We start from the raw sequence: 20,002 nt of genomic DNA on the forward strand, positions 1-20,002 counted from the left end.
CACCCAGCCCTCCTCCAGTGGCCCCCGGCCCTCGTGCAGTGCGCCCCTTCGGGCGCGCTGAAAGTGGAGGACCCCCGCCCCTTACGGCCGCCAGGGCGGCGGGGCGAGGGCGGCCTCGTAGGCGGCGACGTCGACGTCGGCGTTGAGGCTGATGACGATGCGCATCCGGGAGTCGGGGTGGGCGGCCAGCCAGCGGCCGATCGTCTCCAAGGTCACCAGGGCGGCCTGCCGCTTGGGGTAGCCGAAGACGCCCGTGGACAGCGAGCACAGGCCGACGCTGCCCAGCCCCGCGGCGTGCGCGACGTTGAGGACGCTCGTGTAGCACGAGGACAGCAGGCGCCGGTCATGCAGGGTCGGTTTGCGCCCGTCCTCGATGACGGGCCCCACCGAGTGGATGACGTGCTGGGCCGGCAGGTGGTAGCCGCCGGTGAAGACCGCCCGGCCGGCGGGCTCCCCGCCCTGGCGGCGGGTGGGGTCGAAGGTCTCCGCCCAGGTCATGTAGCGGGCGCACTCGGCGCGCAGGGCCGGCCCGGCGACGGCGTGGATGATGTTGTCGATGCAGCGGTGCCCGGGGGCGAAGCAGCCGAGCATCCCGGAGTTGGCGGCATTGAGGACGGCGCCGGCGCGCAGCCGGGTGAGGTCGCCGCGCCAGAAGGCCACGTTGCGGCCCAGCAGGCCGGGCACGTGGTCGGTGATGGCCAGGGGCGGGATCTCGGTGGCGTCGACCATGCCGCGCTCGGCGGCCTCGGCCTCCAGGAGGGTGTCGAGGTCGGCGGCGATGTCCTCGGGCAGGGGCGCCGGGGGGCGGGCGGTGAGTAGGAAGTCGAGCATGGTGCGCAGCTCGTCGGGGTCGGTGGGGACCGTCGAGTCGATCCAGTCCGTGGCGCCCTCGGGGTCGGAGCGTAGGAAGGCGTAGACAAGGTGGCGCACCAACGCGTCGCGGCCTGAGGCGCCGACGGGGACCGCCCATCGGGCTCTGACAGCGTGGCTGACGTGGGACTCCAACTTCACGCGGGCCATCATAGGATATCAAAACGTAATGTCCTGCCCTTGGGTGGGCGAGCCGGGTAACAGACGACGACGTCGCCCGGAAACGGCGGGTTCCCGGGCGACGTCGGATGGCCGCAGGGCCGAGAGGACGGCCCCGCGGCGGGTGACGGATCAGGCCTGTGCGCCGGAAGCGGCCTCTTCCTCGGCGATCTTGGCCTTGAGCTCGTCCATGTCGAGCTCGCGCACCTGTGTGATGAGGGAGTCCAACGCGGGGGCGGGCAGGGCGCCGGCCTCGCGGTAGACCAGCACATTGTCACGGAAGACCATGAGCGTGGGGATCGAGGAGATGCCCAGGGCGCCGGCGAGGTCCTGCTCGGCCTCGGTGTCGACCTTGGCGAAGGTGATGTCCGGGTTGGCCTCGGAGGCCTTCTCGTAGATGGGGGCGAAGCGCATGCACGGGCCGCACCAGGAGGCCCAGAAGTCGACGATGGTGATGCCCTCGCCGTGGATGGTGTCCTTGAACTCGGGGCCGGTGATGTTCTTGGTGGCCATGGGTGTTCCTTTCAAGACTGTGGGGACAGATGGGTTCCACTGCGGCCAACACGGCCGGGGCCCAACCTATTCCTGAGGCCGGCGATCCTTGTGACGAGGCCGCCCGGCTTGCTGCCGGTACCGCGCATCCTCCCGCCGTTGCCTCCCGGCCTCCCGCCGGCCTGCATCCTCTTGCCGATGCCGCAACCCCTTCTACCTGCGCCGCCCTCCTGCCTGCGCCGCCCGACCCCACCCACCTCCTGCGGCCAGGGACATTCCGCGCGGCCGGGTGCACGCCGCTGCGGAGGGGGGACACCCGGCGCGTCCGGGGACAGGATTCCGGTCCCCGACGGCGTCGAACGCCCCCACCGAACCAACTATGCTGCAACTGACCTGCTATCAATTTTCAGGAGGGTGACCCGTGGCGATCTACATCCGCTCCCGCCCCACCACCGGGACCATGGTGCTCGGGTGCCTGCTCACTCTGATCGCTGTCGGCATCGTGCTCCTTCTCCCGGCTGCCCTGTTCCTGGCCGGCTACGCACTGGCTTCCATGGAGGAAGCTGCGAGATACCCCAGCGAGAGCAGCAGCGTAGGTAATGGGGCGGCTCAGATAGTCACGGTCACGACCACCTATAGCTTCATGCTGACCGCCGTCACCTTTGGGGCAGTCTTCTGCTTCAAGGGCACGAACCGGTGGCTCACCAAGAACTCAACCGTGACCCATCGCGATATCGCGTCGGCACGGTTCCTCCACGTCGCTAAGGACCCCAACAGCCGCGCCGCGGGCATGCTATGGGCGATGCTCGCAGGCATGCTGCTGGCGGCCTCCCCAGTCATCGTGCTGGCCGCCCCACGCCCCCTGATCGGCAGCGGACTCGCCCAAGGGCTGGAGGATAAAACTGTCTTGGTCGTGATCGTCCTTGTCATCGTCCTGTTCGTCGCACTGAAACGCGCTGCCGCACGCCGGTGGGCAAGCACGGTACGCATGACGGCGCGGGGCATGGCGGTTGCGGACCCGAAGTCCTTCAGCCTCCCCCTACCGTCCAGTCGCAACGATCTCAGGATCCAGGAGGCTCCGGCACGCTTGGGTCGCGTGACAGTGCAGGCCGTCTACGCTCCACCCACCGGAGGTGCTGAGCCGGGTAGACCGATCATCATCCCGCGGCTCAGTCTGACGGTGAGACCCTCACGGCTCGACGACGCCCGCTCCCGGGTCGAGGCCCGGCTCGACGAGGTCTGGCGGGCCACACAGCTGATACGAACCTCAATCGAGCAGGAGGAGACGGCCGACGCGCCGCCCTCGGAGCCCGAGCTGAAACAGGCTCACCGGCCGCCACATCAGGATGCAGACCCCGACCACGACCAATCCCAGGCAGACAACCCCCTCCCATGAGTGGTGCCTCCATCGCTTGACCCTGCCGAGCACACCAACCACCTGATCCGCGAACACCTCCCCAAGGGCATCAGCTTCACCATCACCGACACCCAGGTCCAGGACATTCAGGGCCGCCTCAACCACCGACCCCGCATCATCTTGAACGGACAGACTCCAACGGAGAAGCTCAACGACACCATCGACGGTGCACACACCACCTGACCCCACCGATCCTGAACGTCCGGGGACATCCCACGCGGCCGGGTGCACGCCGCTGCGGAGGGGGACATCCTGCGTGTCCGGGGACAGGATTCCGGTCCCCGACGGCGTCGAACGCCCCCACCGAACCAACTATGCTGCAACTGACCTGCTATCAAATTTCAGGAGGGGGAACCATGGCGATCTACCTCCGCACCTGCCCCACCACGAAGACCAGGATGCTCGGGTACCTGGGCGCTCTGGCCGCCGCCGGCATCGCGCTCCTCTACCCGTTGATCCTGCTCATGACCGCCTTTGCTCTGGGCGCCCTGGACGAGGCCGTCGACTACCCGGAGGGCAACGAATCGATAGCCAATGCCGCGACTGCGGTAGGCGCAACACCACTCATTTTCAGCTTCGTGCTGACCTCCGTCATCTTTGGAGCAACCTCCTGTTTCACGGGCACGGACCAGTGGCTCACCAAGAACTCAACCGTGACCCATCGCGATATCGCGTCGGCACGGTTCCTTCATGTCGCCCAGAACCCCAACAGCCACGCCGTGGGCATGCTATGGGCGATGCTCGCGGGCATGTTGGTGACGGCCTTCCCCTTCACCATGATGTCTATCCCGCACTCCCTGATCTACAGCGATTCCACTCAAGATCTGGTCGTGGGGGCCACATGGATTCTCGGCCTGGCCCACATCGGTCTGTTCGTGGCACTGAAACGCGCTGCCGTACGCCGGCGGGCAAGCGCGGTACGCCTGAGAACGTACGGCATGGCGGTTGCGGACCCGAAGTCCTTCTCCCTCCCCCTACCTGCTGGGCGCAACAACTTCAGCATCCAGGAGGCTCCGGCACGATTGGGTCGCGTGACAGTGCAGGCCATCTACGCTCCACCCACCGGAGGTGCCGAGCCGGGGCGACCGGTCGTCATCCCGCGGCTCAGTCTGACGGTGAGACCCTCACGGCTCGACGACGCCCGCACCCGGGTCGAGGCCCGGCTCGACGAGGTCTGGCGGGCCGCTCAGCTGATACGAACCTCAATCGAGCAGGAGGAGACGGCCGACGCACCACCCTTGCAGGCCGAGCCGAAGCCGGCTCACCAGTCATCACCCGCACCAGCGCACCACGATGCAGCCGCTGACCACGACCAGCCCCAGACAGGCAACACCCCTCCCACGAGTGGTGGCTCCACCACTTGACCCAGCGCTGCACAGTGCGGCCGGGGACATCCCACGCGGCCGAGTGCACGCCGCTGCGGAGGGGGACACCCGGCGCGTCCGGGGACAGGATTCCGGTCCCCGACGGCGTCGAACGCCCCGTCCACAACGGAACCCCACGGCGGCAGTCACCGGCGAACAGCCCCTCACATGCCCGCTTCCAGACACACACCCACCCGAGATGTTCGACAAGTCGCCAATGTGTGCAATCCTCCCTCTTTAGATGTCACACAACCGCCACTAGGCTGACATCATGGACGTGAGCATGTTCGTTGACGGCACCATGGGGGCGCTGGTCGACATCACCGGCTCCGACCCGGTGACCGGCAGCTGGCAGCACAAGGCCTTCATCCCCACCCCACTCGGCTCCGACGAGCCACCCCTCAACGGAGGCACCTACCGAATGGTGGCAGCAGCCGGCCGAGCACTGGCCGCCCTCGACGCCACGGCCCAGCAACTGCCGAACCCCTACCTGCTGCGAACTCCCTCCCTGCGGCGCGAGGCTCAGTCGACGTCGGCCCTGGAGGGCACATACGCCCCCCTGCGCGAGGTGCTCACCGCCGACGACGACGCCCCTACGACCGCCGAGATGACGGAGATCCTCAACTACGTCCGCATGGCCAACAGCGGTTTCCTGTGGGCGCAGGAGGGGCGTCCCATCACCCTGTCGCTCATCGAGGACCTTCAGGGCGAGCTCATGAGGGGCACTCCGCTTGAGTCGGCCTCAGGTCGCCTGCGCGACACCCAGGTCATGATCGGCCGCCGGCCCGGTGCGCACAGCACGACCCCGATCCATGCATCCCGGTTCGTTCCCGCACCGCCCGGAGACCATCTTCGCGCCGGCGTTCGAGCCCTTGTCGACTGGCTGCATCAGGACCACACGGGAGACATCGACCCGATCATCGCCGCGGGCATGGCCCACTACCAGTTCGAGACCCTTCACCCCTTCCGGGACGGCAACGGTCGCCTGGGGCGGTTTCTCATCGTGCTCACCCTCCTGAGCTCGGGTGTTCTCAGCGAACCCACCCTGACGGTCTCGCCGTGGTTCGAGGAGCGTCGCGCCGAGTACTACGACGCGTTGCTGCGAGTCAGCACCCACGGCGACTGGGACACCTTCCTAGCCTTCTTCTCTCAGGGACTGGTCGCGGCGGCCACCAGCACGCGCCACCAGATGCTCGCCCTGTCCGCTGCGCACCAGAGCCTCAAGGAGACGGTGCGCGCCTCCAGCCTGCGGTCCGCGCACGCCCTCGACCTCGTCGACTTCGCGGTCGCGAATCCGAGCTTCACGGTGCGCAAGGTCGAGGCGGCCCTCGGCATCTCGTATGGGCGAGCCAACAGCCTGGTTGCCCAGCTGACCGACATTGGGGTGCTCGACGTCGTCGAGACCGGCTCGCAGCCTCGCCGCTTCGCCGCCCCTGCGGTCCTGAAGGTCCTGCTCGCCTGAGCCCGCCAGCCCCGCCTTCCAAGACGGGCGGGGACACTCCACGCGGCCGGGTGCACGCCTCCCCGGACGGGGGCATCCTGCGCGTCCGGGGACAGGATTCCGGTCCCCAACGGCGTCGAACGCCCCCGGCCGCACAGAAAAGTTCCCGACGGCGTCGAACGCCCCCACCGAACCAACTATGCTGCAACTGACCTGCTATCAGTTTTCAGGAGGGCGACCCGTGGCGATCTACATCCGCACCCGCCCCACCACGAAGACCAGGGCTCTCGGGTGCCTGTGTGCTCTCACTACTGTTGGCATGACGTTCCTGTACCCGACCGCCATACTTCTGGCCCCCTCCATCGCGAGCCCTCTGACCGAACCCGTCGTCAACGATGACGGGAATCTGGCGCTACAGTCCTTATCCGTTCTGATCGGTGTCGCGACCGTCTACAGTTTCATACTGATCGCCATGATCTTCGGTGCGTTCTCCGGCTTCATAGGCATGGACCAGTGGTTGCCCAAGGACGCAACGGTCACCCATCGCGATATCGCTTCGGCACGGTTCCTTCATATCTCCCCGAGCCCAAGCAGGCGCGCCGTGGGCATGCTATGGGCGATGCTCGCGGTCATACTGATCGAGGTCAACCCAGTTATCACAATAACCATCCTGCATCTCCTGATCCTCAACGATTCAACCCCGGCGCTGGAGCAAGTTGCCGTCATAGGCACGGCCTGCCTTATCATCGGGCTGATCTCGGTATTGGCGTCGGCCGCCTCACGTCGGGAGAAGATCGCGATGTGTATGACACCGCAGGGCATGGCGGTCTTCAAACCGTTTCCATCCGCCCTTCCCCTGCCCTCCGGCCGTAACAACCTCAGCATCCAGGAGGTTCCAGCACTCTGGGGTCGCGTGACAGTCCGAGCCGTCTACACCCCACCCGCCGGAAACACCGAGCAAAGGTGGCCGGTCGTCATCTTGCGGCTCGGCCTGACAGTGAAGCCCTCGCAGCTCGACGACGCCCGCTCCCGGGTCGAGGCCCGGCTCGACGAGGTCTGGCGGGCCGCACAACTGGTGCGCACCCCGCCCGAGTCATGCGACGCGCCGACTCCCGCAGCGCCGTCGGAGCCTGAGCCGAAGCCGACCTACGAGTAATAGCCCTCGCCTCCGGGGGACATTCCACACGGCCGGGTGCATGCCGCTCCGGGCAGGGACATCCTGCGCGTGCGGGTACAGGATTCCTGTCCCCGTACGCGCGGACCGCACCCGTCGGCGAGAAAGTGTCCCCGACGGCGTCGAATGTCCCCGTTCGTGAGGAGGAGGACGCACCATCCCCCGACGAAAAAACCATCCCCATCCGCAACGGACTGGAAGGTTTAGCATCGAGTCGCACCCGCACGGAAGGAGCCGGTTCAATGACAACCGCCCTTGCCGCCGTCGCCCTCATCCTGGGAGTCGCGCGGCTGGCTATGTTCATCGCCCTTCACCTCGTCCCCAGCGACTACAACATCGTGCAGCACGCCGTGAGCGACTACGCCGTCGGACCTACCCGCCGGCTGGCGACCGCCATCACCTGGACCTCGGCGGTGTTCTGGGCCGTGCTCGCAGGCGCCGTCGCCCTCGGACCGCCGACGCCGGAGAAGGGTGTGGCGCTCTGGCTGGCGGTCCTGGCCGTCATCTTCGCAGCGCTGCCGTTCCTGCCGACCGACGTCGAGGGGCAGCCGACCACCCTCATCGGTCGCCTTCACCTGGTGGCCGCCATCGCGTGGTTCGCGATCGCCTACTCGTGCATGGGCAACATCGTCCGGCTGCTGACCCCACTCGCGCCGCAGGGGCTGGTGTCCCTCCTCGGGGCGACCCGGTGGGTGACCGCCGCCGCGCTCATCGTCCTGGTGACCGCGCTGGTCGTCCGCCGCCTGAAGCCCTACGCCTTCGGGATCTCGGAGCGGATCTTCCTGCTGGCCGTCTACGTCTTCTACCTCGGCGTCGCAGCCGGGCTCCTGCTGGCCTGAGTTCCCAACGAACATGACCGTTTCCGGACGTATGCCCCAGCCGAGGACATTCCACGCGGCCGGGTGCATGCCGCTCCGGGCGGGGACATGTCACGCGTGCAGGTGCAGAATTCCTGTCCCCGGCCGCGCAGAGCGTCCCCGGCCGCGCAGAAGTTCCCCACCGGTGAGGGCGCCCCGGTTTTATCCCCAGCACCGTCTACCATCAGATCATGCCGACTGACATCAGCCCGAGCACTCGGCTGCGGGCATGGGAGCGAGCCACGGAGTGGCCGCTGGCCGGCGCCGCCGTCGTCTTCCTGGGCGCTTACGCCTGGGAGGTGCTCACCAACGCGCAGGGCGGGGCCAAGGAGGCAGCCGAGTCCGTGATCGGTGCCGTGTGGGCACTGTTCGGCGTCGACTATCTTGTCCGCCTGGTACTGGCGCCGAGCCGGGGTCGCTGGTTTCTCCACCACCTGCCAGACCTGGCGATCATTGTTCTGCCGATCCTGCGGCCGCTCAGGCTCCTGCGCCTGGTGACGCTCGTGAGCATCATGCAGCGCAGCGCCGGCACCGCGCTGCGCGGGCGCATCACCCTGTACACGGCCGGCAGTGCCACCCTGCTCATCTTCACCTCGGCACTGGCCGCGCTGGATGCGGAACGTCATGAGCCGGGCTCCTCGATCCAGTCCTTCGGCCAGGCCCTGTGGTGGGCGCTGACGACGATCACCACCGTCGGCTACGGCGACACCTTCCCGGCCTCCACACAGGGACGTTTCATCGCGGCGCTACTCATGATCGGTGGAGTGGCACTCGCCGGCGTCGTCACGGCGACCCTGGCCTCGTGGATCGTCTCGCTGGTCGAGGAGGAGAATGCCGAGCAGGAGGCCGCCACGCAAGCGCAGGTGGCAGCCCTGCAGCAGCAGGTCAGCGAGCTGAGCGAGCGCATCGACCGCCTTCTGAAGGTGCCCGACTCGGGTCGATGAGCGCGCGATCCGACTTGCGGCGACGCCGTCGGCCAGCACGCAACAACCGAGCCGGGCATTTTTCGCGTAGCCGGGCAGAAATTCTGTGGGGCTACGCGAGAAATGCCCGGCTCGGCGTGAGGAGAGGTCAGCCCCGGATCTCGGCGGCGACCAGCTCGGCCAGCTCGACGGCGTTGAGGGCCGCACCCTTGCGCAGGTTGTCCCCCACGGCGAAGAACTGCAGCCCGTGGCCCGGCGCGAAGGCCTGGTCGGCGCGCAGACGCCCCACGAAGGTGCCGTCGCGGCCGGCGCCCTTGAGGGGGCTGGGCACATCCTGGTAGGTGACGCCGGGCGCCGCCTCCAGCAGCTCGCGGGCACGCTCGACGCTGATCTCACGGGCGAACTCGGCATTGATGCTGAGCCCGTGCCCGGAGAACACTGGGATGCGCACGCAGGTGCCGGAGACCAGCAGGTCGGGGATCTCGAGGATCTTGCGCGACTCGTTGCGCAGCTTCTGCTCCTCGTCGGTCTCGCCGGAGCCGTCACCGGCGTCGCCACCGGCCCAGGCGACGGCGTTGAAGGCGATGGTGTCGACGTAGACCTCCGGCGCGGGGAACTCGACGGCCCGCCCGTCCAAGGCCAGGCCCTCCATGTCCTCGTTCACGACGGCGCGCACCTGCCCGGCCAGCTCGGCCACCCCGGCCCGCCCCGAGCCGGAGACGGCCTGGTAGGTGGAGACGATGAGGCGGATGAGCCCGGCCTCCTCGTGCAGCACCTTGAGGGCCGGCATGGCCGCCATGGTGGTGCAGTTGGGGTTGGCGATGATGCCCTTGGGGCGCTCGCGCAGCGCGTGCGGGTTGACCTCGCTGACCACGAGCGGCACCTCGGGGTCCTTGCGCCAGGCCGAGGAGTTGTCGACGACGACGGCCCCGGCCTCAGCGAAACGGGGGGCATACTCGCGCGAGGCCGCACCCCCGGCGGAGAAGATGGCGACGTCGATGCCGCTGAAGTCCGCGGTGGCGACATCCTCGACCTCGACCTGGGCGCCACGGAAGTCCACGACGGTCCCGGCACTGCGGGCCGAGGAGAAGAAGCGCACCGAGCGGGCCGGGAAGTCGCGCTCGGCCAGCATGGCGCGCATGACGCGGCCGACCTGGCCGGTGGCCCCCACGACGGCGACGCAGACGCCGTCGGCCACTCCGGTGTAGGTGTTCACAGGACTGCTCATCGTCCGGTCCCTCCGTAGACGACCGCCTCGGCGGCCTGGGCGTCGAGGCCGAAGGCGGAGTGGACGGCGCGCACGGCCTCGTCGAGTACGGCGTCGTCGACCACCACCGAGATGCGGATCTCGGAGGTGGAGATCATGTGGATGTTGACCCCGGCCTCGCTCAGCGAGCCGAACAGGCGCGCCGAGACCCCCGGGTTGGAGCGCATGCCGGCCCCCACCAGGGACAGGATGCCGATGTCGGGGTTGAAGTGCAGGCTTCGGAAGCCCAGCTCCTCGCGGGCGGCCTCCAGGGCCTCGCGGGCGGCGGCGGAGTCGCCGTCGGGGCAGGTGAAGGAGATGTTGGTCAGGCCCGTCCCCTCGGCGGAGACGTCCTGGACGATCATGTCGATGTTGGCGTCGGTGCCGGCCACGATCGCGAAGATGTGGGCGGCGGCGCCGGGGACGTCGGGCACGCCCACGAGCGTGATCTTGTCCTGGCTGCGGTCGTGGGCGATTCCGGAGATGACGGGGGCTTCCACGTGGTCCTCCTTGGCGGACGGGCGGGGGCGGGCCTGGGCCCGCGCGGCGATGGCGTTGCGGTGCGCGGTGTCGACGACGGCGGCCGAGGGCCCCTCGTCGAGCCCGGCGGGGTCTGAGGGCGAGGCCGTAGCGGCCGTAGAGGCCGGGGCTGCCGGGGCGGCTCCCTGGGCCTCGCCGGCGGCCTTCGGGGCTGCCGGACTCGGGGTACTGGGCGCGCTGTCGGTGTCGGCGGCGACGACGTCGTCGAGCTGGGCGGCCACGACCGAGGGCACGAAGGCGCCCTTGCGGCGGCCGTCGTAGATCCAGGTCCCGGTCTTGTCGGAGAAGGAGGAGCGCACGTGCAGGGGCACCCCAAAGCGGCGGGCGTACTCCACGGCGCGCAGGTGGAGGATCTTGGCGCCGTGGGCGGCCAGCTCCAGGGTCTCCTCGCTGGAGAGGGACTCGATGCGCTTGGCGGTGGGGACGATGCGGGGGTCGGCGGTGAACAGGCCGTCGACGTCGGTGTAGATCTCGCAGACGTCGGCGTTGAGGGCGGCGGCCAGGGCGACGGCGGTCGTGTCGGAGCCGCCGCGCCCCAGGGTGGTGGTGTCCTCGACCTCGTTGATGCCCTGGAAGCCGGCGACGATGGCGACCGAGCCGGTCTGGATGGAGCGGGCCACGCGCTCGGGCAGCACTCCGACGATGGAGGCCCTGCCGTACTTGGAGTCGGTGAGGACGCCGGCCTGGGCGCCGGTGTAGGCGCGCGCCGGGACGCCGAGCTCGGAGACGGCCATGGCGAGCAGGGCCACGGAGATGCGCTCGCCGGCGGACAGCAGGATGTCCATCTCGCGGGCGGGGGCGTCGGTGGTCAGGGCGGCGGCCTGGTCGAGGAGCTCGTCGGTCGTGTCGCCCATCGCGGAGACGACGACAACGACCGTGTTGCCGGCCTGGCGGGTGGCGACGATGCGCCGGGCGACGCGCCGCATCGCGTCGACGTCGCTGACGGACGAGCCGCCGTACTTCTGGACGACCAGTGCCATATGGCGCTCCTCGGGTCCTGGAATCAGTGCGTGTCTAGCATCAGGTGCTCCGCGCCGGCGCGGGCGTCCTGGCAGGGGCTTCCGGGGACGGAGCCGTCGCCGTGCGGCGCCCACGACGACGTGGCTGGGGCAAGCATACGGTGCGCCGTGTTGCCGACACGTCACGCGCTCCCCGGCCCCTCCCCACCCACACTTCGCGGCCCCCAGCCCTCGCCCCACACGCGCCCCCGGCCCACACTTCGACCGAATCTTCAAAATCGACCCGGAGCCACGTCGTTTCTGAAGTTTTGGTCGAAGTGTCGAAGCGAGGCGAGCCCGAGAGCCACCCCGCTCACACCCACTCTTAAGTACTCTAAAAATGTTAGAGTGAACCCGTGGGTCACGACGACATCGATGCGCTACTCAACCTCCCCATCAACGAACGCGGTGAGCGACTGGCTCAGACGCAGGAGAACCAGTGGTTCGAACGCAAATCCATCCGTGTCGACCAGAAGAGCTTCGCCAAGGCCATCATCGGGATGGCGAACGCGGAAGGTGGAACCGTCGTCGTCGGCTTGAGCGAGAAGCGGGTCGAGGGGACCGACTCCACACCCTCTCAAACCAACAGGCTTCGCCAGGTACCGATGACCATGGTGGCTCCACCACTGCGCGCCCACTTCCGGGAGGTCCCGGTGATGAACGACGACGGCACGCAAGACCATCTCCTCGTCGCCCAGGTACCTCCCAGCCGACACGCACACCGGCGCAGTGACGGAACAGCCTTCCTGCGCATGGGCGACTCCACCGTGAAGCTTGACGGCCCGATGTGGGAAGAGCTCGTCTACGACCGGGAGGCCGAGACATATGAGGCCCAGCCCGCCGGTATCACGATGGCTGACCTGAGCGGAAAGGCAATCGATCGACTACGAACGGAGATCGGCGCACACGGAGACGACAGCCACGTCTTACGCAGCCGCAGCCTCCTGACACAGGACGGCAAGCCCACCATCGCCGCACTCCTGCTCTTCGGCACTGCACCCGAGCAGCTTCTGCCGCAGGCACTGGTGCGCGTCCTACGCTACCGAGAGGATGAGACAGGCACCGGAGCGCGCCAAACCATGGAGGCCGACGGCGATCGACGCCTCGAGGGCACCATCCCGGACGTCATCGCCAGAGCGGCTGAGCTCATCGATCAGTGGACCCCCAAGCGCAGGGCCCTGAAGAACGAGGGGACCTTCGGCCCCACGGACATCATCCCCCGGGACGCCTGGCTGGAAGCCGTGGTGAACGCCGTCGTCCACCGCTCTTACTCGATGGCTGGAGACCATATCCGCGTGTCGATCTTCCCTCACCGCATCGAGGTTTCCAGTCCGGGCCGTTTTCCCGGAATGAGCGATCCGAGTCGCCCGCTCGAGATCGCGCGATATGCACGCAACCCGCGCATCGCGAGGGTGTGCGCGGACCTCGGGATCACGCAGGAGCTCGGCGAGGGCATTCGGCGCATGGTTGACGACATGCGCCGAGCCGGTCTCGCGGACCCTCACTATCGTCAGACCTCAACCAGCGTCATCGTGAGGTTGGATGCGACGTCGGCCATCTCGAGCGACGTCATTGAGAAACTGCCTCACGGCTCGCTCGAGGTCGTCACGCTCCTGCGAAGCACCGGACCATTGGGCACGGGGGAGATCGTGTCGGGCGTCAACGCATCCCGCCCTACGGTCCTGCGGTGGCTCAAGACGCTGCGCGACGAGGGACTGGTGGAGAGAAGAGGGCAGTCACCTCGAGACCCGCGAGCCACATGGTACGTACCCGGCACCTGACCCCCACCACTGCCACCTCACTGCCCGCAGCAGCAGCCACCAACCACCCACTCACACCTACTCTAAAATATTGAGAGTAGCGACGTGAACTTGCAGAGCGTTGGAATGACAAGGAACAACTCGCCTCGAACGGCGCTACTGCCAACCTACTCGAACGCTACTCGAAGTTCTCTTAACAACCGCAGGCCCACACTTCGACCGAATCTTCAAAATCGACCCGGAGCCGCGTCGCTTCTGAAGTTTTGGTCGAAGTGTCGAAGCGAGGCGAGCCCGAGTTCTGCCACCGGCCCCGCGCCGACGACGTAGCCTGGCCGTATGAGCATTGAAGTCTCCCAGCTCACTCGCTTCTTCGGTCGGGCGCCGGCAGTGCGCCAGCTGGACATGTCGGTGCCCAGCGGCGCAGTCACCGGCCTGGTCGGCCCCAACGGCGCCGGTAAGACCACGCTGCTGCTCATGCTGGCGGCCCTCCTGGCCCCAGACTCCGGGACGATCCAGGTGGCGGGCCTGGACCCGGTCACCCAGTCGCGCGAGGTCCATCGCACCGTGGGCTGGATGCCCGACGCCTTCGGCACCTGGGACTCCCTGACCTGCACCGAAATCCTCCTGACCTTCGCCGCCGCCCAGGGCATGGACGCCGCCACCGCCCGCCCCCGAGCCCTTGAGATGCTCACCCTGGTCCACCTCGACGAGATGGCGCGCACGCCGGCCCGGGTCCTCTCCCGCGGCCAGAAGCAGCGCCTGGGCCTGGCCCGCGCCCTCATCCACGCCCCCAAGGTCCTGCTCCTGGACGAGCCGGCCGCCGGCATGGACCCGCGTTCGCGCGCCGACCTGCGCGTCCTGCTGCGCGACCTGGCCTCGGGCGGCACCACGATCCTGCTCTCCAGCCACATCCTGTCGGAGATGGAGGAGATGGTCGACGGCGTCGTCTTCATGTCCCACGGGACCGCCGTCGCCTCACCGCCGGGGTGGGGCCCGACGCCCAGCCAGGCGGGCTCAGGCGCGCCAGCCCCGCTTCCGATGCAGCGGACCTGGCGCATGCGGGCCCTGGACGCCGGGCGCCTGGGCGAGTGGACGCGCTCCGCGCAACTGTCCGCCACGGCGGAGGAGGACGGCGCTGTGCGCCTCCCGGTCGCCGACGACGCGGCAGCGGCCCGTCTGCTGCGCGAGGCCGTTGAGGCCGGGGTGGAGGTCGTCTCCTTCGCCCCACTGTCCGGGACCCTGGAAGAGACCTACCTGGCTCTGGAAGGAGAACGTCGATGACCTGGACCGGTGTGCGCACCATCATGGTGCTCGAGCTGCGTCAGCGGGTGAGGGCCACGCGCTGGCGCATCATGCTGGGGATCTGGCTGGCGGCCCTCATCCTGCTATGCGGCGGGCTGGTGATCGCCATCGAGACCACGAGCTCCTCAGGCGCGTCCAACGACTATCTTCTGACGCTCTACGACATCGTCGTCTGCTTCGTGCTGGGGATCGGGCTCATCATCGCCCCCACGTTGTCGGCGACCTCCATCAACGGTGACCGGGCCGACGCAACCCTGGCACTGCTGCAGGCCACAGCACTGCGCAGCCAGGAGATCGTCGTCGGCAAGCTGCTGGCGGCCTGGGCAGCGGCGATCGCCTTCCTGGCTGTGGCGGTACCCTTCCTCATCGGCTTGACGCTCGCAGGCGGTTCGCACTGGCAGGCCCTCCTGACCCACCTGGTCATCCTTGTCTTCACACTGGGGTCGGTGTGCGCCATCGGCCTGGGCTTCTCGGCGTTGGCAGCGCGGCCCTCGGCCTCGGCGGTCCTGACCTACATCGTGGTGACCGCCCTCGTCGTCGGGACTCCACTGTTCATGCTCATCAGCGCGCCCCTGGCGGTCAGCAACCAGACAGTAGTGACCTACGAGGTGGATTACGACAACTCCACCGAGGGCAAGCGCGTGTGCAAGACCGACCCCGAGGTCTCGGTCGAGGAGGTCACCCACACCGATCGGATCTGGTGGATGCTGGCTCCCAACCCCTTCGTGACCCTGGCGGATGCCACCGCCCACGCGCCCCGTCAGCTCGGCCGCGGAGGCCACCGCAGTAGCTACTCCCTTCTGGAGGCCACTGGTTCGTGGACCGACGAGCTGCGCGACCCCAAGCCCGATCGGGTCGTCAGCAACTACTGTGAGAACTGGGAGGACTCCTCCGACGATCCTTCCAGCAGACGTGACGACGAGGCTCCCGTGGCCAAGCACCTGGCCTTCTGGCCCGCGAGCCTCGTGGTACTCATGGCCCTGGGAGCCGGCGGCGTGGTGACGGCCAGCAGGCGTCTGCGTGTGCCGGCCGGCAGGCTGCCACGCGGCGTGCGCCTGGCCTGACCCTCCCATCCCTCCCATCGAGCCGGGCATTTTTCGCGTAGCCCGACAGAATTTCTGTTGGGCTACGCGAAAAATGCCCGGCTCGGCGCAGAGAATCAGTCCTCCACGCGGCGTCGGCCCTCGAAGGCCCGCCCGAGGGTGACTTCGTCGGCGTACTCCAGGTCGGCGCCCACGGGCAGGCCGGAGGCGAGCCGGGAGACGGGCACGGCCATGGTGCGCAGCATGCGGGTGAGGTAGGCGGCCGTCGCCTCGCCGACGACGTCGGGGTCGGTGGCCAGGATGACCTCCTCGACCTCGCCGTCTCCCAGGCGTCCGAAGAGCTCGCGCACGCGCAGGTCGTCGGGGCCGACACCGTTGATGGGGTCGATGGCGCCGCCGAGCACGTGGTAGAGCCCCCGGTACTCGCGGGTGCGCTCGATGGCGACGACGTCCTTGGGCTCTTCGACGACGCAGATGACGCGCTGGTCGCGGCGGGGGTCGCGGCAGATGACGCACTGGGGGGCCTCGGCGATGTTGCCGCAGGTCTCGCAGAAGCGGACCTTGGCCTTGACGGCGCGCAGGGCCTCGATGAGGCGCTCGACGGCGGCCGAGTCGGCGGCCAGGATGTGGAAGGCCATGCGCTGGGCGGACTTGGGGCCAATGCCGGGCAGCTCACCGAACTCGTCGATGAGGTCCTGGACGGCGCCTTCGTAGACGGCGGGCATGTCAGCGTCCTTCCTGGGTCACGGTGACCTCTTCGATGACCTGGGCGCCGAGGATCCGTTTGACGACCTCGAGCCCGACGACGCCGGCGTCCTCGGCGTCGGGGTCGTCCTCGCTGGGAGTGTCGTCGGCCAGGGAGTCGGTGTCGGCCTCCTGGGCGGCGGCGCGGGCCGCAGCCATGGCAGCGGCCAGGCGCGAGCCGGCGATGCCCGACGGCGCCCAGGTGGACTCGTCCTCGGGTGGGGCGCTCGGGGCGCTGGGCTCCTCGGGGGGTGGGCCCGGGCTGAAGGGGCTCGAGGCCGTCCCCTCCCAGGTGACGGGGGCCAGGCCGGGTGATCCTGCGGCGGTCTCCGGGGCGCCGGGCACTCCGGGCGCGCTGCCGGCCCCCGGCGCCTGCGGGGACGGGGAGGAGGGCGTCTGCTGGAAGGACTGGGGGGCCGCCGGAGCGGACGCGGCCCCGCCGGGAATCTCCGGCAGGGCGCGCAGACGGTGGACGGTGGCCAGGGGCGCCTCGTCGGGCGCCTGCGCGGCGGGGGCGGAGCGGGACTGCGCGGGTGAGGCTGAGGCCGCTGGCGCCGGTGTCGGGGCCGGGGTGGGCTGGGGACCGGTGGGCGCGGGGGACGCAGGCACTCCCGAGCCTGCGCCTGAGGAGGGCGTGGCCCCGGGCGGCGGGGACGAGGGCGCGGAGGCGGGCGCCGACTGGGTGGGCACGGTGCCGCCGCCGGGGACGGCGACCGGGCCCCAGCCGTCGTCGGGGTCGGTGCCGCCGGGGGCGGGGGCGGGTGCGGGAGCCGGGGCCGACCCGCCGCCGGGGATCGCGACGGGCCCCCAGCCGTCGTCGGGATCGGCGGGGTTTAAGGGAGCAGGGGATGCCTGCGGCGCCATGGGGACCGCGAGGGCGGTGGGCGCTGGGGACGCGGGGGCGGCCGGGGACGCTGGGGAGACTGCTTGGAACTCGGTGGGGGCGGCGGGATCGACGCCGACCTGGGCCGGCGGCTCGGGGGCGGTCGTGGTCTCCTGCGCGGCGGGAGCCGGGGCGACGTGGTGCCCAGCGCGGTCGGTGGGCTGAGCGGGGCCAGTGGGCTCGTCGGCACCGAGGGGCCCACCGGGGTACCCGGAGTCTTCGGCGTAGGGATCGGAACCCCAGTCGTCCTCGGGCGGGGGCTCGGGGATCGGGGAGCCGTCGTCCCAGGTGGTGGAGACGGGCCGGTGCTCCTCGGGGCGGCCGGCTGGCTCGACGTCAGTGGGCTGCGCCGGTGCAGCAACGGGCGACTGGAGGGCGGGAGCGGATGCGGCGACTGGCGCACTGGTGGAGCCGCGCGGCACCGCACGTGCGACGCCGTGGTCAGAGCCGCCGGCACCACTGGCGGCGACCGGGGCGGCCGCTCCCTCGACTGCCCCCTGGCCACCGGCGTGCGTCCAGGCGCCGTTGACGTCCTGCACCCCGCCACCGGCGGCCGAGCCCACTGAGTTGATGGCGCCGGCCTGTGGTCCGGGGCCGCTCTGGCCCGCGTCGGGGGCGCCGCCACCGTAGGAGCCCTGCGGCCCGCCGTAACCGGCATCGCGGCTGACACCGTGACCGACGCCGGGGCCGGGGGCGTGCGCCGCCTCGGCTCCGGTGGGGGCAGCGCCGGAGCCACCCGGTCCTTGCGGTCCACGCGGGCCTCCTGAGCCACCGGAGCCGCCCGGCCCGCCGAGTCCGTCATCGCCGGCGACGATGGCGTGCACCTCGAGGCGCAGGCCGAGAGCCTGGTGAAGGGCTGCGGAGAAGATGGGGCCGTGTCCGCCGTTCTCGAAGGCGCCCACGAGGCCGGGGGCGGTGAACAGGAGCGTGAAGACGCCTCCGGAGACGGTGCCCGGCCGGGAGTTGGGGCCCACCAGCGCCCAGGTGGCGCGCCGCGAGCGCTTGGCCGCCTCGAGGACCTCCTCCCAGCGGGTGCGGATCATCTCCGCGTCGGCCGCCTCGCCCCCGCCCGGGCCGCCAGCAGCGGCGCCTCCTTGGGCCGCGGGTGCGCTCGGGGCGGCCGGGGCGCTGGCCGGCTCGGCTGCGTGTGAGGGCTGCTCGGCCGGTCGCGGAGTCGGCGCCGCTGCGGCCGAGGGTGCGGAGGGGCCCGGTGAGGCGGAGGTCGCCGACGCCGCCCAGACGGCGGGCCCCGGGTCCGCGGCGGGCGCTGAGGGCGCGGCAGGGGCTGTCCCCCAGCCGGCGTCGGAACGGGGTGCCTGAGGGGCGGCGAGCGCCGGGCTCCCAACTCCCCCCAGCCCTCCGGCGTTCTCGGGACGCTGGCCCCCGCGCCGGCCGACGGCGTCCGCGGAGGCCTGTCGGGCGATCTGGGCGGCCATCTCGCGTCCCGACCCGGCCGGCACTGCACCGGCAGCGTTGCCGACCGCTCCGGCGCCCGCGCCACCGGGGGCGGGCGAGGCCATCGGTCCGGCGCTCCCGGCCGCGCCGGCCGGCCCCCCCGCGGCCGCACCCCCGGCCGAAACGCCACCACCTCTGGCGGCGCCTCCGGCAGGGATGAGCAGGCGGGCCACGAGCAGCTCGAGCTGGAGGCGCGGGGAGGTGGCGCCGACCATGGCGGTCAGGGCCTGGGCGGTGGTGTCGGCGGCCCGCGAGAGGGCGGCGGCCCCCATGGTGCGGGCCTGCAGGTCCATGCGTTCGAGCTCGTCGACCGGCAGGGAGCCGAGCGCCGCACCGGCCTCGGAGCCGGCCAGGGCGATGACGAGCAGGTCGCGCAGCCGGGCCAGCAGGTCCTCCACGAAGCGGCGGGGGTCGTGCCCGGAGGAGACGACCCGGTCCACCACCCGGAAGACGCCGGCGCCGTCGCCCGCCGCGATGGCGTCGACGCACTGGTCGAGCATGGTGGTGTCGGTGTAGCCCAGCAGGGCGACGGCCCGCTGGTAGTCGACGCCGCCGTCGTGCGCCCCGCCGATGAGCTGGTCCATGACCGAGAGGGTGTCGCGCACGGAGCCGCCACCGGCACGCACCACGAGGGGGAAGACGCCGGGGCCGATCTCGACGCCCTCGGCCCGGCACAGGTGGCCGAGGTAACCCTCGAGGACGTCGGGCGGGACGAGGCGGAAGGGGTAGTGGTGGGTGCGCGAGCGGATGGTGCCGATGACCTTCTCCGGCTCGGTGGTGGCGAAGATGAACTTCACGTGCGCCGGCGGCTCCTCGACGAGCTTGAGCAGCGCGTTGAAGCCCTGCGCGGTGACCATGTGGGCCTCGTCGAGGATGAAGATCTTGTAGCGGTCGCGGGCCGGCGCGAAGGCGGCGCGCTCGCGCAGGTCTCGGGCGTCGTCGACGCCGTTGTGGCTGGCGGCGTCGATCTCGACGACGTCGAGGCTGCCGGGTCCGCCGGTGGCCAGGTCCCGGCAGGAGGGGCAGGTGCCGCAGGGGGTGTCGGTGGGGGCCTGGGCGCAGTTGAGGCAGCGGGCCAGGATGCGCGCCGACGTCGTCTTGCCGCAGCCGCGCGGGCCGGAGAAGAGGTAGGCGTGGGTGACGCGGTCGGCCCGCAGCGCCGCCATGAGCGGAGCGGTGACATGGTCCTGCCCGATGACCTCCTGGAAGGTGTCGGGGCGGTAGCGGCGGTACAGAGCGGTGGTCACGGCCCGAGCCTAATCGGCCGGGCCGACCCCGTGCGAGGCTCCGGGCGGGTCGGGTTCCGTCTGGGCGTCCCGCTTCGGCTGAGACTC

Annotated in this window: 16 protein-coding genes; 10 read left to right on the forward strand and 6 right to left on the reverse strand. The window is 70.1% G+C overall.

All coding sequences use genetic code 11. From position 1 onward, the window contains the following. Positions 1-81: 81 nt before the first annotated feature. Complete coding sequence (locus BKH20_RS06405; protein WP_060956928.1) at positions 82-1,023, reverse strand: macro domain-containing protein; 942 nt, start codon at positions 1,021-1,023, stop codon at positions 82-84. A 138-nt stretch (positions 1,024-1,161) separates the two neighbouring features. Further along, the gene (locus BKH20_RS06410) at positions 1,162-1,542 is read right to left on the reverse strand and encodes a thioredoxin family protein (protein ID WP_060956929.1); all 381 of its coding nucleotides are present in this window, start codon (positions 1,540-1,542) and stop codon (positions 1,162-1,164) included. A gap of 400 nt (positions 1,543-1,942) precedes the next feature. Between BKH20_RS06410 and BKH20_RS06415 the strand changes: the two genes are divergently transcribed. The 7 genes from BKH20_RS06415 (at position 1,943) to BKH20_RS06445 (ending at position 8,718) form a co-directional block, all read left to right on the forward strand. Next, complete coding sequence (locus BKH20_RS06415; protein ID WP_075390390.1) at positions 1,943-2,917, forward strand: hypothetical protein; 975 nt, start codon at positions 1,943-1,945, stop codon at positions 2,915-2,917. 3 nt (positions 2,918-2,920) lie between these two features. Beyond that, entirely contained in the window at positions 2,921-3,121 is a 201-nt protein-coding gene (locus BKH20_RS06420) for a hypothetical protein (RefSeq protein WP_081381625.1), read from the forward strand. A 173-nt stretch (positions 3,122-3,294) separates the two neighbouring features. Beyond that, complete coding sequence (locus tag BKH20_RS06425) at positions 3,295-4,302, forward strand: hypothetical protein (protein WP_075390391.1); 1,008 nt, start codon at positions 3,295-3,297, stop codon at positions 4,300-4,302. Positions 4,303-4,573: 271 nt separating this feature from the next. Continuing rightward, complete coding sequence (locus tag BKH20_RS06430; RefSeq protein ID WP_075390392.1) at positions 4,574-5,764, forward strand: Fic family protein; 1,191 nt, start codon at positions 4,574-4,576, stop codon at positions 5,762-5,764. Between the two features lie 220 nt (positions 5,765-5,984). Continuing rightward, on the forward strand, positions 5,985-6,899 hold the full coding sequence (locus BKH20_RS06435; RefSeq protein WP_075390393.1) for a hypothetical protein: 915 nt from the start codon (positions 5,985-5,987) through the stop codon (positions 6,897-6,899). 260 nt (positions 6,900-7,159) lie between these two features. Then, positions 7,160-7,756, forward strand: a complete 597-nt coding sequence (locus tag BKH20_RS06440) for a DUF998 domain-containing protein (protein WP_075390394.1) — start codon at positions 7,160-7,162, stop codon at positions 7,754-7,756. Between the two features lie 209 nt (positions 7,757-7,965). Further along, on the forward strand, positions 7,966-8,718 hold the full coding sequence (locus tag BKH20_RS06445; RefSeq protein ID WP_075390395.1) for a potassium channel family protein: 753 nt from the start codon (positions 7,966-7,968) through the stop codon (positions 8,716-8,718). Positions 8,719-8,845: 127 nt separating this feature from the next. Here the strand turns inward: BKH20_RS06445 and BKH20_RS06450 are convergent, their stop codons facing one another. Both BKH20_RS06450 and BKH20_RS06455 read right to left on the reverse strand, forming a co-directional pair. Then, on the reverse strand, positions 8,846-9,925 hold the full coding sequence (locus tag BKH20_RS06450) for an aspartate-semialdehyde dehydrogenase (RefSeq protein ID WP_075390396.1): 1,080 nt from the start codon (positions 9,923-9,925) through the stop codon (positions 8,846-8,848). Then, positions 9,922-11,463: an aspartate kinase gene (locus BKH20_RS06455; protein ID WP_075390397.1), complete on the reverse strand. Its 1,542-nt coding sequence runs from the start codon at positions 11,461-11,463 to the stop codon at positions 9,922-9,924. Before BKH20_RS06455 ends, BKH20_RS06450 begins: the two co-directional genes overlap by 4 nt. A 374-nt stretch (positions 11,464-11,837) precedes the next feature. Here BKH20_RS06455 and BKH20_RS06460 point away from each other — a divergent pair, with 374 nt between their 5' ends. From BKH20_RS06460 to BKH20_RS06470, 3 genes are all read left to right on the forward strand, one after another. Next, positions 11,838-13,262: an ATP-binding protein gene (locus BKH20_RS06460; RefSeq protein WP_081381626.1), complete on the forward strand. Its 1,425-nt coding sequence runs from the start codon at positions 11,838-11,840 to the stop codon at positions 13,260-13,262. A gap of 315 nt (positions 13,263-13,577) precedes the next feature. Then, positions 13,578-14,522, forward strand: coding sequence for an ABC transporter ATP-binding protein (locus BKH20_RS06465; RefSeq protein ID WP_075390398.1), 945 nt, complete (start codon positions 13,578-13,580; stop codon positions 14,520-14,522). Further along, the gene (locus BKH20_RS06470; RefSeq protein WP_075390399.1) at positions 14,519-15,607 is read left to right on the forward strand and encodes an ABC transporter permease; all 1,089 of its coding nucleotides are present in this window, start codon (positions 14,519-14,521) and stop codon (positions 15,605-15,607) included. The genes BKH20_RS06465 and BKH20_RS06470 overlap by 4 nt, the downstream gene beginning before the upstream one ends. A gap of 95 nt (positions 15,608-15,702) precedes the next feature. Here the strand turns inward: BKH20_RS06470 and recR are convergent, their stop codons facing one another. Continuing rightward, the gene (gene recR / locus BKH20_RS06475; RefSeq protein ID WP_075390400.1) at positions 15,703-16,311 is read right to left on the reverse strand and encodes a recombination mediator RecR; all 609 of its coding nucleotides are present in this window, start codon (positions 16,309-16,311) and stop codon (positions 15,703-15,705) included. Position 16,312: 1 nt separating this feature from the next. Beyond that, on the reverse strand, positions 16,313-19,915 hold the full coding sequence (locus BKH20_RS14660; protein ID WP_075390401.1) for a DNA polymerase III subunit gamma and tau: 3,603 nt from the start codon (positions 19,913-19,915) through the stop codon (positions 16,313-16,315). Between the last annotated feature and the right edge of the window lie 87 nt (positions 19,916-20,002).

The sequence above is a fragment of the Actinomyces oris genome (genome assembly GCF_001937445.1).
GTDB classification, from domain to species: domain Bacteria; phylum Actinomycetota; class Actinomycetes; order Actinomycetales; family Actinomycetaceae; genus Actinomyces; species Actinomyces acetigenes.

Bases quoted from the DNA above. Each gene is read 5' to 3' on its own strand.
- BKH20_RS06425 (WP_075390391.1), top strand. From the start codon at position 3,295: ATGGCGATCTACCTCCGCACCTGCCCCACCACGAAGACCAGGATGCTC.
- BKH20_RS06455 (WP_075390397.1), bottom strand. From the start codon at position 11,463: ATGGCACTGGTCGTCCAGAAGTACGGCGGCTCGTCCGTCAGCGACGTC.
- BKH20_RS06445 (WP_075390395.1), top strand. From the start codon at position 7,966: ATGCCGACTGACATCAGCCCGAGCACTCGGCTGCGGGCATGGGAGCGA.
- BKH20_RS06440 (WP_075390394.1), top strand. From the start codon at position 7,160: ATGACAACCGCCCTTGCCGCCGTCGCCCTCATCCTGGGAGTCGCGCGG.
- BKH20_RS06410 (WP_060956929.1), bottom strand. From the start codon at position 1,542: ATGGCCACCAAGAACATCACCGGCCCCGAGTTCAAGGACACCATCCAC.
- recR (WP_075390400.1), bottom strand. From the start codon at position 16,311: ATGCCCGCCGTCTACGAAGGCGCCGTCCAGGACCTCATCGACGAGTTC.
- BKH20_RS06465 (WP_075390398.1), top strand. From the start codon at position 13,578: ATGAGCATTGAAGTCTCCCAGCTCACTCGCTTCTTCGGTCGGGCGCCG.
- BKH20_RS06405 (WP_060956928.1), bottom strand. From the start codon at position 1,023: ATGATGGCCCGCGTGAAGTTGGAGTCCCACGTCAGCCACGCTGTCAGA.
- BKH20_RS06430 (WP_075390392.1), top strand. From the start codon at position 4,574: ATGGACGTGAGCATGTTCGTTGACGGCACCATGGGGGCGCTGGTCGAC.
- BKH20_RS06450 (WP_075390396.1), bottom strand. From the start codon at position 9,925: ATGAGCAGTCCTGTGAACACCTACACCGGAGTGGCCGACGGCGTCTGC.
- BKH20_RS06470 (WP_075390399.1), top strand. From the start codon at position 14,519: ATGACCTGGACCGGTGTGCGCACCATCATGGTGCTCGAGCTGCGTCAG.